12 protein-coding genes are annotated in these 17,610 nt (G+C 39.9%); 6 read left to right on the top strand and 6 right to left on the bottom strand.

Translation table 11 applies throughout. The annotated features are described in order from the left end of the window. Positions 1-114: 114 nt before the first annotated feature. From MSWH1_RS17590 to MSWH1_RS11905, 5 genes are read right to left on the bottom strand one after another with little or no spacing between them, the layout of a single operon-like run. On the bottom strand, positions 115-3,213 hold the full coding sequence (locus MSWH1_RS17590) for a glycosyltransferase (protein ID WP_052722752.1): 3,099 nt from the start codon (positions 3,211-3,213) through the stop codon (positions 115-117). Positions 3,214-3,224: 11 nt separating this feature from the next. Further along, complete coding sequence (locus MSWH1_RS17595; protein WP_052722751.1) at positions 3,225-4,625, bottom strand: bifunctional 2-polyprenyl-6-hydroxyphenol methylase/3-demethylubiquinol 3-O-methyltransferase UbiG; 1,401 nt, start codon at positions 4,623-4,625, stop codon at positions 3,225-3,227. Positions 4,626-4,644: 19 nt separating this feature from the next. Further along, positions 4,645-5,889 carry an ABC transporter ATP-binding protein gene (locus MSWH1_RS11895; RefSeq protein ID WP_048128791.1) on the bottom strand — a complete coding sequence of 415 codons (1,245 nt, stop codon included), beginning with the start codon at positions 5,887-5,889 and terminating at the stop codon, positions 4,645-4,647. After that, entirely contained in the window at positions 5,889-6,668 is a 780-nt protein-coding gene (locus MSWH1_RS11900) for an ABC transporter permease (RefSeq protein ID WP_048128793.1), read from the bottom strand. The genes MSWH1_RS11895 and MSWH1_RS11900 overlap by 1 nt, the downstream gene beginning before the upstream one ends. Further along, complete coding sequence (locus MSWH1_RS11905; protein WP_048128796.1) at positions 6,658-7,728, bottom strand: glycosyltransferase; 1,071 nt, start codon at positions 7,726-7,728, stop codon at positions 6,658-6,660. The genes MSWH1_RS11900 and MSWH1_RS11905 overlap by 11 nt, the downstream gene beginning before the upstream one ends. 387 nt (positions 7,729-8,115) lie before the next feature. Here MSWH1_RS11905 and gmd (MSWH1_RS11910) point away from each other — a divergent pair, with 387 nt between their 5' ends. The 3 genes from gmd (MSWH1_RS11910) to MSWH1_RS11920 all read left to right on the top strand — a co-directional run bounded on the left by gmd (MSWH1_RS11910) (position 8,116) and on the right by MSWH1_RS11920 (position 12,787). Continuing rightward, positions 8,116-9,138 carry a GDP-mannose 4,6-dehydratase gene (gene gmd, locus MSWH1_RS11910; protein ID WP_048128799.1) on the top strand — a complete coding sequence of 341 codons (1,023 nt, stop codon included), beginning with the start codon at positions 8,116-8,118 and terminating at the stop codon, positions 9,136-9,138. Positions 9,139-9,164: 26 nt separating this feature from the next. Beyond that, entirely contained in the window at positions 9,165-10,193 is a 1,029-nt protein-coding gene (gene gmd / locus MSWH1_RS11915; RefSeq protein WP_048130488.1) for a GDP-mannose 4,6-dehydratase, read from the top strand. Positions 10,194-10,303: 110 nt separating this feature from the next. Beyond that, positions 10,304-12,787, top strand: a complete 2,484-nt coding sequence (locus tag MSWH1_RS11920; RefSeq protein WP_082088130.1) for an oligosaccharyl transferase, archaeosortase A system-associated — start codon at positions 10,304-10,306, stop codon at positions 12,785-12,787. 246 nt (positions 12,788-13,033) lie between these two features. Here MSWH1_RS11920 and MSWH1_RS11925 read toward each other — a convergent pair whose 3' ends face one another. Further along, positions 13,034-14,500 carry a DHH family phosphoesterase gene (locus tag MSWH1_RS11925; protein WP_048128801.1) on the bottom strand — a complete coding sequence of 489 codons (1,467 nt, stop codon included), beginning with the start codon at positions 14,498-14,500 and terminating at the stop codon, positions 13,034-13,036. A 555-nt stretch (positions 14,501-15,055) separates the two neighbouring features. Between MSWH1_RS11925 and MSWH1_RS11930 the strand changes: the two genes are divergently transcribed. From MSWH1_RS11930 to moaC, 3 genes are all read left to right on the top strand, one after another. Beyond that, positions 15,056-16,558: a bifunctional ADP-dependent NAD(P)H-hydrate dehydratase/NAD(P)H-hydrate epimerase gene (locus MSWH1_RS11930; protein WP_048130491.1), complete on the top strand. Its 1,503-nt coding sequence runs from the start codon at positions 15,056-15,058 to the stop codon at positions 16,556-16,558. 261 nt (positions 16,559-16,819) lie between these two features. Further along, positions 16,820-17,005: a hypothetical protein gene (locus tag MSWH1_RS11935; RefSeq protein WP_048128803.1), complete on the top strand. Its 186-nt coding sequence runs from the start codon at positions 16,820-16,822 to the stop codon at positions 17,003-17,005. Between the two features lie 105 nt (positions 17,006-17,110). Next, entirely contained in the window at positions 17,111-17,578 is a 468-nt protein-coding gene (moaC, locus tag MSWH1_RS11940) for a cyclic pyranopterin monophosphate synthase MoaC (protein ID WP_048128805.1), read from the top strand. Positions 17,579-17,610 lie beyond the last annotated feature (32 nt).

Here is a 17,610-nt window from a genome sequence, read left to right on the forward strand (position 1 = left end):
ATGGGAAGAAAAGCAACTGAAAACTTCAAGGAAAAAATGAAAATTGTCTTTGATGATTATTTGGGGAAATGGAATTATAAGGCCATTCCACAAGTGGAAACTTGAAGTTATTTTTCAAGCATTCCTTAGTTCTTCAGGTACAAATTTTCGGATCTCTTTGTCTTTAAGCAAAACATTGATAGGAATTTGTTCATCAGTATTCCTGTACCCTTCTAAAAAAAACTGCCAAAAATCATCGTTGTGTTTATAATGTCCTTCAGTTTTCATCAATCTAATATACTTATCAGGATGTTTAGCAAAAAGCAAAGGGTCGTTTATAAAGAATTTATCTCTTTCTTTTTGAGATTCACCTTTGTTATTTCTAAAATGTGGGGGATGATAAACACGAACATCTCTGCTATATGGAATAGACCCATAATCCTGTGCTCTCCATGCCAGGTCTGTATCTTCCCTGAAGTGAGGTTTGTCAAAACGCTCATCAAATCCTCCAATTATTTCGAGAATATCACGGCGGATAAAAAGATTTGCAGTCATGAAACCTAGCCCCTCAAATCCTTCATTCGTTACAAGTCGGTAGCTTGGATCATTCCTTTTGGTCTCATCAGAGAAAATATAGCCTTCAATTCCAATTATATTTTTACGCTCAAATAGCTCTTTTGCATTTTTCAACCAGTTTGAATCAGGCTCACAATCATCATCAGTAAATGCAATTATTTTTCCTTCCGCATGCTTTAGTCCAATATTTCTAGCCTGTACAGCGCCTGCTTTTTTGTCGAAGACATATTTAAGTTTAAAATTGCATAACTTTTGAAGACTTGCCTCCCGGTTTTCTCCTGAATCCACAATAACTGCTTCAAAATTTGTATATGTTTGTTGATTTAATCTCTGAATAAGATTATGTAGTTGTTCACCGCGCAATGTTGGGATGATGACTGAAAAATAGGGAAGATTATCCTGATATAATGTAACAATTTTCTTTCCGAGAGCTGATGAAATTTTATTCCAGTCATAATATTGTTCAACCAGAATTCTTCCATTCAAAGAAAGTCTATTGTAAATATCTTTATTTGATAAAACTCTATGAATTTCAGCAGAGAAATTGGATAACTCAGCAACTATAAACGAGTCTTCGTTAACTATTCCTCTTGCCCCAACCGGAGAAGATATTGTTGGAAGCCCGGCAGCCATGAAATCAAACATTTTGATATTTGTCCCGGAACCATGAAGCATTGGGTTTATAGCTATGTCTGAAGCTGAAAGAAGCATGTTTTTTTCTTCTTCGGATACTCTGCCATAGATTTTCACATTGCTTTTGCTCTTTGAATTCAACTGATTTCCGACTCCTCCAAGAATAAGGAAGTAGACATCAGGACTTTCATCTGCAAGTGTGTTAATTATAAAATTGCCAGCTTCTACATTTGGAGCGTATTCACTTCCAACAAAAATAACTGTTTTTGGAGCGAGGTTCAATTTCTTTTTATAATTTATTCTTATGTCTTCACCAATAGGTTTTATTTCTTTTGCATCTACACCGTTTGGGAAAACTTCTACTTTAGAAGAATCCAGGTCATACAACTGCTCAAATTGCTGTTTGTCAACTTCTGAACATGCAAGAATTAAGTCACTTTCCTCACATAACTCTTTTTCAACAAATTTAACCATGTTAACTATGCATTTAGCAAATGAAGAAGAACCTAACAACTGGGTTCTCAAAATTGCTTCACAATTTTGACTGTCATAAATCAAAACTTTATTTTTGAGATTAACCTCAGTTTTTATAATTGGATACAACCAGGGATGGCTGATTATCACCACATCAGCTTTTTCTGCTTCTTTTCGGACAGCTTTAACAAACTCGGGGGAGGCTTCCCCTAAGAATGGAAAAATGGAGTCAATAATCGTTTTGTCAGGCAATAATTTATTAAAATATTCATTTAACTTAAAGTGCTCATTATCCAATGGAATATCAAATTCGTTGAACGAGCGGGATATAGCAACTTCTCTTCTTTTTTCTCCTTTCCAATCAAAGGTTCCAATATATAGTGGTTTTATGTTATCTCCCAGATTAGAATATAATCCCTTCAGTCGTAATCTTCCACCTCCAACTGCAGGATCAATAGGTTGAGTATCGGTAATAAGAACATTAATTTTAGAGGTTACTTTATTTTCTGAACAAATCTGTAAATCGTCTAATAGTTCTTTTACAACATTTTCCCATTTTATATTCTGAACGGATTGGAATCCTTTTTCTCCCATTAAAACGGTTTCTTCAGGATGTTCTATTAAGTAATCCATTTTTTCAGCAATCTTTTCTGGGTCAGGATCAACAATAAATCCGTTTATAGAGTCTTGAACAATGTTTGCTGGCTCTCCTGAATCTTTACAGGTGATAACAGGTTTTTTAGCTCCGAAAGCTTCTATGGTGATATATCCGTAATCTTCCTGAATTGGAACGAACGGAACTAAAATCGATCTGGAATATAAGTCCAATAATTCTTCATTAGAAACTTTTCCTAAAAATTGTACCTTCTGCTCTAAGCCCAGCTTATGTACAAGCTTTCGTAAATCATTAGCATCTTCACCCACACCTGCGAGAAGTAAACGTGTATCGTTCTTCAGATATTTCATAGCTTTAATTATCAGATCAATACGTTTCCATCTGTGCAGCCTTCCCGGAAGAAAGATAAATTCTCCTGTCTGTGGCTCTAAAAAAGTTGAGATTATAGGTGCAGGATATATTACTTTAAAGTTGACATCATTCCAAAAAGGATCTGCGTCCCTCATTCTCTGAGCAACTACTTCCCCAATAACACAATGTTTCTTTATCCTTGCTGGATTCAAGCCATACTTATCAAATTCGTGGATTAGCTTCTTTTGTTTTTGTTTTTCTTTGTCGTTAGAATTGTATTCTACATTGAACATATCATAAAATACTCTTATTGGATGAAGTAAGTAAGAAATATGGTTTCTATGCCTCACCATGTAAGTAGGAGCCTTTGTGGAAATTACAAGGTCATAATCATCTAAATTAAGGTAAAAACAATTGCAATACGATTCTAATATTTTCTCAAAACTGGATTCGTCAACCAGGATATCAATTTTTGTTGCTTGATGTCCTGCCCTATTGAGAGCGCTTACTAACCCATCATAAAGATTTTCTGCACCCCCCCTCTCACAACTTACGCTTTTTGGAGTTACAACTGCAATTTTCATGTTTTAACCTCTCATTTCTTACCAATCACAGCATAATCCTGGGCGCCGTATAAAATATTGTTCAGCATGTCAACGTTTTGATTATGTACTTCCACAATTGAAGAAACCGCTGGTGATACATTATCAGGAGAAGATATTCGTTTTAATCTAGCATAATCCGGAACAGGTGAGAAGAATTTAGTTTCGAGATCTCTGAATCCTGTTGCCTCAAGCAAAAATTTCAATGTATAAGGATGTATAGGCTTTTTATGAGTCATATCTATGTAAAAATTAGCAAATGATACCAGAGAAAGCGGATTTACAGTTTCCACAAAAATATAGTATCCATATTTGAGTTTCTGAAAGCATAGCTTAAGCAACTTAATCAAGTAATCAGGTTCGAGATGTTCAACTACCTGATCGATAAAAATTCCATCAAGACTCTTATCATCAAGCTTTTCTAGATACAAAATCGCTTCGTCTTTCACTACATTGAATCCCTTTGAAAAGCAATAGTCAACCATGGAATCATCAATATCAACACCTTTTGCACCAATACCATGCTCTTTTGATAACTCCAGAAATTCGCCCCTTCCACACCCAATATCCAGAACATTGGAACATCCAATGAAATAATTTATAAAATTAGACTGCCGCTGCTTTATATCTTCTCTTGAACCCCTGAACTGTTCTTCAAATCTAAAATAATTAATATCTAAATCACTGGAGTCGGAAGTTCCAATCTGTTGATCTTTATAACCTTCTTCTAGTTTGCCATCAAGTATACTAGCCAACCATGCTTTATTTTCAATGTCCAGATTCATTGAAGAAACTATAGAGTTAACTTCTGCCTTTATATCCTTATCCATTTCTGACTTAAGTTGTCCAATCTTAATCTCGAATTTAGACTTAAGCTTCTCTACCTTATTTTCTAATTCAGGTCTGAGCTGCTCTACCTTATTTTCTAATTCAGGTCTGAGCTGCTCTATCCTGGAATCCATTTCGGATCGAAGTAGCTCTATCTTATTGTTATAATAGTTGAACTTACCTGCAGTATCATTAAGAAGGCGAACCGTACTCCCATTAAACTCTGTTTGCTTCCAGACAATCGGGTCCACATACCGCCTGATTTCTCCGTGTACCAAGTCTCTACCCTTAACAAGGAATTTCCCCACAACCGGCCGATGAGAACTAATGAAATAACTGTTGTTCTGAATGTCCCAGTTGGAATTTAGATACTCGAGATCTCTCTGGATATTACTTTCACTTAAAGGTGCCTCGGGTGAAGGGCCATTTTGAAGATCTTCAATATTTTTCCCTGGAAAAACCTCTGATCCTTTTCGCTTACGGATGTTTTCCCTTATTTTTCCCATTATTTTTTCAACGTTGATTTCTTCTTCATTAATTTCAGTATTAATGTCAAATATCTCCATAAAATCTCACATCCCGAACTCAGATTTTCCAGTTGCAAGGTACCTCAAAAAGTCCAGCATCTCTACTGGTTGGAATTACATCAAAAGAATACTGTTTATCATGCCAGTCGTAAGGTTTTTGGTCACGGGTATGTACCGCTACTGTAAGTAAAAACCTTCCTGTTATCATAGGGATTCTCTCTATCATGAGGTCAACATGTCCTTTGCCCTCGAGAGTGTCAAGTTCTACGTTTTTTAATTCAGTATTTGTTCCAAAGAGGTTATCTCCTTTTTCGGAATATAGAGCAATGCCAAATACCGGATCAGAGACTTTTTTATGTGCATGGTAAAAGATTCTGATTGTCATAAGATCTAAGGAGTTGAATCTGGAACCTCTATTGCCAAATTTATCGTAAAACTCCACATCAGTAATCTCAACAATTCGATCTCCCCAACGAGTAGTCTTATCCACAAGTGTTTCTTCTGTTTCGGCAGATTCTGCTTCATTTTGGGATTTTTTTTCCGATTCGTTAATACTTTCCGAAGAGGGTGCTTCTTCTCCACCGCCATACACATAACGGTCAATTACATCTCCTGTGTCTCCTAAGACTACCTGCTCCCCTTTATTTAGAAGTAAAGTCCTATCACAAAACCTCCTTACTGCCCCAAGATCGTGTGAAACAAAAACGATAGTAACACCTTCCTTTCGATACTGACTCAGGGTATCCAGGCACTTTTGCTGAAATTCCATGTCCCCTACAGCCAGCACTTCATCCATTAAAAGGATCTCAGGGTCGGTCTGAATCGCCGTTGAAAAGGCAAGCCTTACCTGCATGCCCGATGAAAAATTTTTGAGCTTGGTATCCCTGAACTTCTCAAGTCCTGCGAACTCAATAATATCTTCCAGTTTATCACTAATTTCTCTTTTTTGCATGCCCATGATGGTTGCATAGATTTTTATGTTCTCTGCAGCTGTAAGATCGGGCTGAAAGCCAACTCCCAGTTCCAGAAATGGAGTGATTTTCTTATGAATATTTACTTTTCCTCCAGTAGGGTGCAGAATATTAGCTATAATCTTTAATAAAGTGCTCTTACCACTCCCGTTTACTCCAATGATTCCAAGTGCTTCTTCATCTTCAACTGTAAAATTGATATCTTTTAGTGCGTGGAAAGTTTCATAGGTTGGAGGCTTGAAGACCCCGGTCAGAGCCTCAAATAGAGTGGTTCTTTTTTCATGAGGTATGCGAAATGTTTTGTACAGATGCTCAACTTCAATTGCAGTCATCAGATTTCCTCCGCAAATCCGGGTTCTAATCTGGAAAAAATAATGTATCCTACAAGAAGGAAGGCTATTGATGAAAGACACATAAATAAAAGATCCTCTATTTTCGCTGGAGAAGAATAAATAATGGTATCCCTTGCAGAATTAAGAATCCGGGCAATTGGATTCAATAAGATGAATTTCTGCAGATATTCGGGAAATACGTCAATGGTATAGATTACAGGGGTTGCAAAGAATCCAATCTGCAAAAGAACCTGCCAGATAAACTGCACGTCTCTGTAATATACATTCAATGCGCAAAGCACCAGAGAGAGCCCAAGTGAGATAATAAATAGGAACAGCAGAATAAGCGGTGCATAAGCCAGGTTGATGGAAATTGGTACCCTGAAAAATACCATGAACATTATGAATATAAGAGACTCGAAAATGCTCATGAGCAGAGCTGTAATGCATGAGGAAATGACAAAGATGTCCCTTGGAAAGTAAATTTTCTTAACCATACCTGGTTTTCCTACTATGGAAAACATTCCGATGGTAGTTGCTCTGCTAAAAAAATTCCATAGAATGATACCAAGAAGTAAAAACAACTGGAAGTATTCAACCTGAACCCTCATCAAGTTCGAAAAAACCACATAAAGAACCAGGAGCATAAGCATGGGTTCCAGAAGAGACCAGAAATAACCCAGTATAGAATTTTTATATCTCAATTTAAATTCGCTCCATGAAAGTTGCCAGATAAGATTCCTATAGTCATAGAGCTCTCTCAGGTGCTTAACGATCATTATTTACCACATTTTTTATCTTTTCACTAAAAATCGAAAGATCAAAGCGTTTTGCCTGCTTAAGACAGGCATCCCTGTAACTTTCGGGTTCACGAGATATGAATTCGACAGCCTCTATAGCGCTGTGAATATCTGCATTTATGAGAATACCCGTTTTTTCTGTGACAGTCTCTTTAAACCCGCCTTCGTTTACCGCAATAACGGGCTTCCCGCTTGCCATTGCTTCCACAGGGGTCAGACCAAAGTCTTCGTCAAGCGCTGTGCAGATGAAACCCCTGCACCTGGCGTAAAGGTCAATTAATTCCTGTTCAGAGACTTCTCCAAGTATCTTCACGTTGGGAGGAAGTTTATTTCTTATATTTTTTGCATACTTTTCAGCATGATCACCTTTTGCATAACCACCTACAATAATAAGTTTTTCATCAGGCATTTTTCTAAAAGCTTCTATCTGCAATTCGATTCTTTTTTCAGGATAAAGCCTGTTTACCGAGAGCCAGAAATTCCCATACTCTTCACATTTGAACTTTGAAACATCGACAGGGGGATAAATTATGTCAGCAGTCCTGTGATGATACTTCTCAATTCTTTTCTGAGAATTTTTTGAAATCGTGACAATCTGATCAATATTGTTAACGGATTTTTGATCCAGCCACCTGTGGCCGTGTACCCAGGTACGAAAAGCCTGTCTAGTAATAAAATCCTGCCTCTGTAAGAAAGTATCGTAGAGATCGTAAAAAGCCCTTACAGGTGTGTAGCAGTACCACATGTTAGGATGATGCCTGTGGGCTGCATAGTGACTCCAGTTCCCTGTGAAAATGAAAAAATCATAATCATTTGAGAAATCACATGTATAAAATTTTTCAGTTGCAGAAATCTGTTTTAGCGGGGGAATTTTCTTTGTGTGTCCAAGAGATATCACATTTACTTCTGTATTCAGTTTATCGACTGCATCCAGATCTGTAGTGATAATATCAGCGTTCAATAACTTTGCTAGAGTGATGACAACTTTCTCTCCACCGCCAATAGCTCCGAAGTAATCGTGAAAGATAGCTGTTTTCATGTTTCTTCTCATTTTTTAAATTATTTCACGTTAAATTTAAATTGGGATTTATATGTGTTTCGAACCGATTTTTAATTTGAATAAAAATTCAGTTCTTTACTGTGAAATATAATCAAGTTTAATAGACAGATGACCTTAAGTGAACTTTATTTACCTTGCCGGGGCACCAGTTACAACCAGAATAAAGGACACTTAACAAGAAAACCCTGGATACACCCCCTAATATTACAAAGTAATAACAATTAAACAGGAAGTTAACAAAATATGGTGTATCAATTAGTTTATATAGATTAAGAAGATATGCTTTTTGCAAGGGAGCTACGTTTTTAAGATAATAAATATTTTATCTCCTGCAGGATAAGAATTGGGAGCAAAATAGGTGATTCCTTGACAAAGGTCGCACTGATAACAGGTATAACAGGCCAGGATGGAACATACATTTCAAAACTTTTATTAGATAAGGGGTATGTAGTACATGGAATAAAAAGAGAATCTTCTACCAGAACAGAGGATAAGGACAAAGAGCAGAAAAACACAAATCTTCATTTTCACTTCTGTGACATGACCGATTATTCAAAACTTTTGAGAATAATTAACGATATTGGTCCGGATGAGATCTATAATCTGGCGGCTCAAAGCAATGTACATACCTCTTTTGACAGACCGGAATATACAGCAGAAATTAATGCACTTGGCCCCCTGCGCCTCCTTGAAGCCATACGAACTCTTGGGCTGGAGAAAAAAACAAGGTTTTTTCAAGCTTCCACCGGGGATTTATTCGGAAACTCACTGGAAATTCCGCAAAATGAAAATACTCCCTTTCACCCCCGAAACCCTTATGCAGTGTCCAAATTGTATGCTTATTGGATTGCCATAAACTATCGTGAAGCTTATGATATGTTTGTCTGCAATGGGATCCTTTTTAATCATGAGTCCCCAATAAGATCCGAAAGTTTTGTTACGAGAAAAATCACCAGGGCTGCAGTTAGAATAAAAAAAGGCTTTCAAGAGAAACTGTATCTTGGAAATCTGGATGCAAAAAGAGACTGGGGTTTTGCAGGAGACTATGTTGAAGCTATGTGGCTTATGTTACAACAGGATAAACCGGATGATTATGTAATTGCAACAGGTGAAACCCGTTCGGTACAGGAAATGGTTGAATTTGCATTCAGAGAGGTTGGGCTTGAGATCGAATGGGAAGGAGAAGGGCTTGAAAAAAAAGGAAGAAATGCTGCAACAGGTGAGATCCTGATCGAGGTGGACCCCCAGTTTTACAGGCCTCTAGAGTCAAGCTTATTAATTGGAAACCCTTCAAAAGCCAGAGAAAAACTTGGATGGATGCCAAAGGTAAATTTTGAAGAACTGGTTAGAATGATGGTCAAAAACGACCTGGAATATATAAAATGTTAAAAACTATTTGAAATTGCGTGGTGAAAATGTCTAAGGTCGCATTACTTACAGGTGTAACAGGGCAGGATGGAGCATACCTTGCCGAACTCCTGTTAAATAAAGGATATACAGTGCACGGAATGCACAGAAGATCGTCTCTGAGTAATACAGGACGTATAGATCATCTCCTGCAAGATCCACATCAAAAGGAATCCAAATTTTTTTTGCATTACGGAGACCTGACTGATTCCGCAAACGTTATCAGACTTATTAAGGACATAGAGCCTGATGAAATTTACAACCTTGGCGCCCAAAGTCATGTTCAGGTTTCTTTTGAGGTCCCGGAATACACTGCAAATTCGGATGGAATTGGAGCCCTTCGTATTCTAGAAGCAATAAGAATTCTCGGGCTTGAAGACAAATCCAGGTTTTATCAGGCATCAACCAGTGAATTATTCGGGAAAGTGCGTGAAGTTCCCCAGAAAGAAACAACTCCCTTCTACCCCCGAAGTCCCTATTCAATAGCTAAACTATATGCTTACTGGATTGCCATAAACTATCGTGAAGCTTATGATATGTTTACCTGCAACGGTATCCTGTTTAATCACGAATCTCCTTTGAGAGGAGAAAATTTCGTTACCAGGAAGATTACAATAGCGGTGTCAAAGATAAAAAAAGGCCTTCAGGATAAACTCTACCTTGGAAATCTCAATGCCAAACGTGACTGGGGATTCGCAGGGGATTATGTGGAAGCCATGTGGCTCATGTTACAGCAGGATAAACCCGACGATTATGTTGTAGCAACAGGGGAAACGCACTCCGTCAGAGAATTTACAGAACTTGCATTCAGAGAAGCAGGTATTGACATAGGATGGGAAGGAGAGGGAGTTAACGAGATCGGCAGGGATGCTAACAGCGGAAAAGTACTCGTAGAAGTTGATCCGATGTTTTACAGACCTACTGAAGTGGACCTGTTGATAGGAGACCCTTCAAAAGCCAGAGAAAAACTTGGCTGGAAAACAAAGGTCAGTTTTGAAGAACTGGTAAAAATGATGGTAAAAAGCGATATGAGATAAATACCTCTGGAGAGGGGTGGAAACCCATTTCATTAAAAAGCCTGATTTTTATAAAATAGAAGTTAAAATAGAAACTAAAACAAAGAACTAATTAAAAAAATGTGAGTGATATGGAGAAGTCAGAAAAAATCAATCAAAACAAAAACGCACGAAATGGATTTTCAAAAAATATCTTCGTGCTTGGAGCTGCGCTCTTAGCTGGCTTCATCATGCGCATGCTCACCTATGCTTCACTCACTGCAAACGGGAGCATAACCTTCACGGGATATGATGAGTTTTATCATATGCGACGCATTCTATATACGGCTTCCAGCTTTCCCCATTCCCTTAACTTTGATAGCTATCTTAACTATCCTTATGGTTTTGAGATTGGGTGGCCGCCATTCTTTGACCTGTTAGGCGCCCTGCTTGCAATAATTCTGGGAGGAGGACAGCCTGACACGCATACTGTCGAATTTGCAGGGGCTCTTTTGCCTGTACTGCTCGGAGTCCTGACAATAATTCCGATTTATGTGATAGCGGCTTCAATCTTTGACAGAAAAACAGGGTTTTTTGGAGCTTTCATTTTTGCGCTTCTGCCTGCCCATGTATACATATCCCGTTTTGGGGCAGTCGACCATCACGTAGCTGAAGTGCTCCTCTCAACGACAGCCTATGCACTTTTCATACTTTCCTTGAAGCTGGCAGGGGAGAGAAAACTTTCGTTAAGTTCACTCAAAAACATTTCCTCAGATCAGAAACTCATAAATCCTCTGGGGCTTGCAGCGGCTTCAGGGCTCTTTTTTTCGCTCCTTATCTATACATGGATAGGAGCTCCTGCCCTTATTGGTTTTGTTGCTCTTTATGCACTGGTTCAGGCAACACTCGACCTTAAAGCAGGAAAAAGATCAGATTACCTCTTCATCTGCTCGGCTGCAGCTCTGATTACAACGCTTTTGTTTACAATTCCCCTCTCAGCAGGAGCTGTCCGTCAGGGGTTTGAGATGAGTGCAATGTATCTCTCCTGGTTCCAGGTGGTCTATGTAATGATCCTGCTCGCCGGAATATTCCTTTTATGGGGCTTTTCAGCATATATCTCAAAGAAAGGAATGGACTGGAAGTACTATCCTGGCATTTTAATACTCGTTTTCGGCTCAGGGCTTCTTTTCCTCCGGGTATTTTCCTTCGAATACTACACTTTCATTATTGAAGGCCTGAGGTTCTTTTCGGGAGCAGGTGAATACATAAGCACAATTTCCGAAGCAGTGCCCCTGTTTCTGACCTCACAGGGAAAACTTACCTTCTCATCGGTACTGGGAAGCTTCGGGCTTTCTTTCCTGGCAGCGCTGGCAGGGTTTTTCCTGTTAAGCCTTGAGTTGAAAGGCGAAAAGTCAAAGCCAGAAGGGGTATTTTTCCTTTTATGGACACTATTTTATGCATATCTTGCCCTTTCTCAGAGACGTTTTGCCTACCTTTTTGCAGTAAATATCTCAATCCTTACCGCATATATCCTCTGGGTTTTGTTAGAGTCTCTTGATTTCAGAAAAGAAGTAGATAAGCTGGTAAAATCCAAAAAGAAAACAGAAAAGAATTTGGAATCGGCCTTTCAAACAGGAAAAAAGACAGCATCAAAAACGAAATCAAAACCCAAAAACAGACATGCAGCAGAATCAAAGAGTACGGCTACCGAACCTGACTATTTCAAACTTGTTTCAGGGGTGGCACTGATAGGGCTTGTCTTTGTGCCCTCCATATGGTTAGGTGCTGCTTCTGCAAAGGATGCAGCCTCAATTAACTCAGAATGGCAGGACTCCCTCAAATGGCTTGAAGCCTCAACCCCTACAACGTCCTATTATCTTGAGCCTTCAGAAACCCCTGAGTACGGGGTTCTTAGCTGGTGGGACTACGGAAACTGGATTGTATATTTAGGAAAAAGACCTGCAGTCTCCAATAACTTCCAGACAGGTGTAGAAGACTCTGCACGCTTCTTCATAACGGATTCTGAAGAAGAAGCAAAAACAATAATTGAAAAGCTCAATGTAAAATACGTAATAACCGACACACTGATGGCAGAAGGTAAGTTTAATGCTATTACCGAGATAGCAGGAAAAAATATAGGGGACTATTACGACGTCAAAACTACGAAAGAAAATACAGGTCTCAAAACCATTGCAACTCCCAAACAGGCTCTTCTGCAGACTCAGATATATAAGCTTCATAAACTTGACGGAACAGCCCTGGAAAATTTCAGGCTAATCCACGAAAGCACCATAAATTCCACGGAAAACGAGAGTAGGAATAAAAATACTGTAAAGGTCTTCGAATATGTCAAGGGAGCCAAGTTTTCAGGTACTGTAAGTCCTAATGAGACAGTGATGGCAACACTTGAGCTCAGTTCAAATACAGGCAGGAAATTTATCTATCAGAAAGGTGACGTGGCAGATGAAAAAGGTTTATTTGAGATAACCGTACCCTATTCAACCGAAAATACAGGAAAAGGGGTTCATGCAACATCTGCTTATTCATTGACTGCAGGAGATAAATCAACTATTGCAGAAATCCAGGTAACTGAGAGCGACATTTTAAACGGAAATAGAATAGAGTCATTCCCCTGACTGAAGCAGAAAATGTATGACAAGGAGTAGAAGTGAAAAAATCAGGGAATAAAAAAATTAAAGAATAAAAAAGAAATCTGAATAAATGGAGGAAGAGAAAAAAAATCCCCCCTTCTTTTCGTTCTTATTTTCATTTTCATTTTCATTTTCATATTCATTTTTATTTTCTCTTAGAAAGTTTGATGATGGCGTTTCTACTGAAAACACTACCTTTTTCCCGAGGACTTATTCTCCTGTACTTAGGACTTATTCTCCTGTACTTTCAACTCCAACGGCACTAAGAAATCTCTTGACGACTGCTTCGTTAACGAGCCTTAAGAGTGTCTGCCTATCTTTTGTGGAACTGAAAACTCCGAGGGGGATCTGGGCACCTGCTGCATTTGCATGCCCCCCGGCATCTTCTCCAAAGGCCTGGCGCATAATCTCTCCCAGGTTGACCCTTATATCGTTGCTGCGCCCCGAGATAAAGATGCGTTCCTCAGTGACCCCAAAGACAACAGTTGTGGAGATTCCTTCAAGGCTCAGGAGGTAATCTGCAGCCTGAGGAAGAGTATCCCTATCGCGGATGTTCCCTACATTTGAGAGAAGGTAACTCCCGAGTACCTGACGGTTTCTGATGGCTTCCCCGAGCACCTCAAGAGTCTCAATAGCCATCGAAGGCTGCTCTAGCTGGTCCAGTATCCCATGATTCGAAAGTGGATAGAGGTAAGAAGCAGCTGAGAGATCTGCAGGGTCAGTTTTCCGCTTGAAGTCCTGCGTGTCAGTCCTGATTCCATAAAGTAAAGCCGTTGCGAGAGTCTTCGATATATTGATATTTAGCTGCTGCAGGTACTTTGTCATGATAGTAGCTGTTGCTCCGAAGTTAGGCCGGATGTCTATGTAATCAGCTTTTATCTCGGTTTCTCCGGGTGGGTGGTGATCTATCACGATGCCTACATATGAGTTAAGGGGAACCATATTATTAACACCGGGGATTGAGCAGTCTATCAGAGCAATTTCATCAAAGTTCTTCAAGTCATGCTCTTCCATCTTGCCAAGGTCAATCCCGAGAAGGTTTACAAAAGCCTTGTTTTCCTGATGTCCGATCCTTCCGTGGTAGAGGATATTTGCCTCAACCCCAAGGCTTTTTGCAATTTCCTTTAAAGCAAGCCCACTGGATATCGCATCCGGGTCAGGGTTGTCGTGGATTACGATAGCAAGTTTTTTCTCCCTGATCCCTTTCAGCCATCTGGCAAGCCTGTTGCCCCTGTGGACTGACTCCGCTCTCTCAAGGGAACGGGAAAGGGAGCTGGCAACAAGCTTGGAGGGCATAAAAACGTGATCGGAACCCAGCCCTTCCATCTTTTCTTTATTGATGATATCCGAGGCGCGGGAAAATATCTGGATATCCGGGTTTACTACTTTTTTAAAGTTTTCAATTCCTTTCCTGTTAGCCTCATTATTGGAACTCAGGAAGAGTATTGCAACGACATTTTTAAGGTCAATACTATTAACGAGCTCGGGGTCAGAGATATCTCCAAGAATGGTTTCAAAGCCTTCTTCTCTGAGAGTCTCAACCTTGGCTTCGTCGTTATCTACAATGATTACAAGCTTATTGCTTTCCCTGAGCTCTTTTGCAAGCGCAAAACCAATACTACCGCTACCCAGAATAAGGTACCTGGGTTTAACTGTGCTCTTAAGGCTGCTATCCACATCTTTTGAAGAATTAGCCAAAAGTTATCCTCCTGCTCTCATGTAAGTCCAGACACGTGCAAAGGAAAGCAAACATTTAATCAAATTTCTGCCTGCTTACAATTTTTTACTTTTCACTCTATTTTTATCTCAATAAAGGAATAATGTAAAAACATTACATTGTTAGACATAAGAATATTTAAGGTTATTTCAATACCAAATCCGAGTTATAAAATCATTTTAATTTGTAGATTCTTTTTCGTTTTTACAATTTAAGTGCTGAATATTAACCTGTAATTCTCAAATCTGCTAACTTAAATTACCAACTCTTACTATACATTTGTCACTATTTATGAAGTTACTTATTACGGAGTTAACATTTCAGGCTACAAACTGACCTTAACAAACTGACCTTCTATTCCTGTATAAACCTGTTTCTTACGGTATAGCCCGGGTTCTTATGGCTTTAATCTGAATTCTGCCGATATACATGTTATATTGGAATGTAGCGTATATAGTTAATGACACAGGATAAATTTTCCTCAGTATTAAATAACTTCAATGAAACAATTAATAAAAAACCTGCAGGCAATCAGCATGAAATATATCAGTTCTTTACGGATGAAGGCGATTGATACCAACTGTTCATATATGGGAATGTTCCCGCTTCAGTTAATGGAAAATGCGGGCGCAGCTATTGCACAGAATATAAAGGAAAAGCTTGGGAGCGGAAAGGTACTATTTGTGGCAGGAAGGGGCAATAACGGAGGCGATGCTTTTGTTGCTGCCAGGCACCTTGCAGGCATTCCCGGATATAGTGTAAGGGTGATTCTGCTTGGAAAAGCCCGGGATATAGGGACTGAAGAAGCGTTTCACAATTTCTCCCTGTTGAGGTTCAGCGGGGTGCAGACACTTGAAATCCGGGATTCAAGCCAGCTTGCAACCTCGAGATGGTTTTCGGAAGCCGACATGCTGGTGGATGCCATCTTCGGCACAGGAGTAAAGGGAAACATAAAGAAGCCGGAGTCAACTGCAATTGACCTTATAAATGACAAAGGAAAAGCTGGAAAAATTATAATTGCCGTAGATATCCCTTCCGGGCTTGACCCTGACGGGGGTGGCTTTGAAAAAGCCGTATATGCAGACCTTACAGTAACCTTTCACCGTATGAAAGCCGGGCTACTGGGGGAGCAGGCAAAAGAGCATACAGGCACTATAAAGGTTGCAGAAATCGGAGTCTGCGCGGATGCTGAACAATATGTGGGCCCCGGTGACCTGCAGATGCTTCAGAAGAGGAAGTCTGAAGCGCATAAAGGAAATGCAGGAAGGGTCCTTATCATAGGAGGTGGCCCTTACTCCGGGGCTCCGGCGCTTGCAGCCCTTGCAGCCCTCCGGGCAGGGGCAGACCTGGTAACAGCAGCAGTACCTGAATCTGTAGCCGGGATTGTAGCTTCTTACTCTCCGGATCTCATTGTTCGGAAACTTTCCTCAAACGTACTCTGCCCCGAAGACCTGTCCATCCTCCCTGACCTCATCAATTCCCATGATGTGGTTGTAATGGGGATGGGGCTTGGGAGAACAGCAGAGACCCTTGAAGCTGTCAGAAAGATCCTGCCCTTCTGCAGGAAAGCAGTCCTTGATGCCGACGCCCTTTCCGCCCTTTCAGGCCCTATATTTAAAACCCTTACAGGGAATTGTGAAATAATAGTGACTCCACATACAGGAGAATTTACCCGCCTGAGAAATATGGAAACCCCCGAGGCATTTGAAGCCCGTGAAAGAGCTGTAAGGGAATTTTCAGAGAAAAAGGGAGTGGTAACGCTCCTGAAGGGAAAGATAGACATTATTTCTGACGGGAAGCAGACCCTTCTGAACAGGACAGGAAACCCGGGCATGACTGTAGGAGGCACCGGAGATGTCCTGGCAGGCTTGACAGGATCTATTTTTTCCAGAAACCCTGCGTTTCTTGCCGCAGCCTGTGCAGCTTACATTAACGGGGCAGCCGGCGACCTGGCGTTCGAGAAAGCGGGAAATGCACTGCTTGCAACTGACGTGATTAAGAAGATCCCTGAAATAATCAAAGAGGCAGAAATAGGATGAAAGAGTTATAGCTATAAAAACAGCTCTAAAAAGATAAAATGACGCAGAAACAATATTCAGATGGAACGATAATCAAGCAATATTAAACAATATTCAAATAATAACCGCTCATTAATCAGATAATATCCAGAAAATTCAAGCAATATCTGAGAATCTGGACTATCTGAGAATCCGGACTATCTGAGAATCTGGACTATTACAATGGAAATCCTGTATTATAAATAATATGAAACTGTATGTCGGGAAGGGGGGTAACAGAGTATGACACATGATTTTGAGAGAAAAATAGATGTAGAAATCGAAAGGACAAGAATAAGGCTTACGATTTTTCACGGGGAAGATGAAGAGATTATGAAGTTTAACCTTGAAGAAGCCGAGGAACTTGCAGGAAAACTGGAACAGGCAATACAGGATTACTCACAGCGAAAACAAATCCGGATTGACTGAACAGAAAATTAAGAAACTTAAGAACCTGGGAATTGAAGGTAAAAAATTACAAAAAAATTAAAAATTAATGAAATTCCAGATAAATACGAAAAACGCGGTGATTTAGTGGAAAAGTCATTTACTCATATTGAAGCCGGCAGGGCGCGAATGGTCGATATTAGCGAAAAAAAGCCTGTTCCCAGGCTAGCAAGAGCTGCAGGAGAAATTGTACTTTCCGCAGGAACCCTGGAGAAAATAAGGACAGGGACCGTTGAGAAAGGAAATGTATTTGCAACTGCAAGGGTTGCATCCGTACTTGCTGTAAAGAAGACTCCCGAGACAATCCCCATGTGCCACCAGATCCCGATAACAGGGATAGATGTGGATTTTGAGGTAGGGGAAGATGCGGTTTCTGCAATTGTGGAGGTTCGGACTGTCGGAAAAACGGGGGTTGAAATGGAAGCCCTGACAGGAGTTTCGGTTGCGCTGCTTACTATCTGGGATATGGTGAAATCTGCCGAAAAGGATGAGAGCGGAAATTACCCACATACATTGATACGAAATATCAGGGTGCTTGAAAAGCTCAAAGGGTAAAGGTTCGAAGATGTAAACACCGGAAAAAGAAG

Origin of the sequence: Methanosarcina sp. WH1 (assembly GCF_000970005.1) — an archaeon.
GTDB lineage: Archaea > Halobacteriota > Methanosarcinia > Methanosarcinales > Methanosarcinaceae > Methanosarcina.

Coding starts and splice junctions, on each gene's coding strand:
- MSWH1_RS11900 (WP_048128793.1), bottom strand. CDS start 6,668: ATGATCGTTAAGCACCTGAGAGAGCTCTATGACTATAGGAATCTTATC.
- MSWH1_RS17595 (WP_052722751.1), bottom strand. CDS start 4,625: ATGGAGATATTTGACATTAATACTGAAATTAATGAAGAAGAAATCAAC.
- MSWH1_RS17590 (WP_052722752.1), bottom strand. CDS start 3,213: ATGAAAATTGCAGTTGTAACTCCAAAAAGCGTAAGTTGTGAGAGGGGG.
- MSWH1_RS11920 (WP_082088130.1), top strand. CDS start 10,304: ATGGAGAAGTCAGAAAAAATCAATCAAAACAAAAACGCACGAAATGGA.
- gmd (WP_048130488.1), top strand. CDS start 9,165: ATGTCTAAGGTCGCATTACTTACAGGTGTAACAGGGCAGGATGGAGCA.
- MSWH1_RS11895 (WP_048128791.1), bottom strand. CDS start 5,889: ATGACTGCAATTGAAGTTGAGCATCTGTACAAAACATTTCGCATACCT.
- MSWH1_RS11905 (WP_048128796.1), bottom strand. CDS start 7,728: ATGAAAACAGCTATCTTTCACGATTACTTCGGAGCTATTGGCGGTGGA.
- MSWH1_RS11935 (WP_048128803.1), top strand. CDS start 16,820: ATGACACATGATTTTGAGAGAAAAATAGATGTAGAAATCGAAAGGACA.
- MSWH1_RS11930 (WP_048130491.1), top strand. CDS start 15,056: ATGAAATATATCAGTTCTTTACGGATGAAGGCGATTGATACCAACTGT.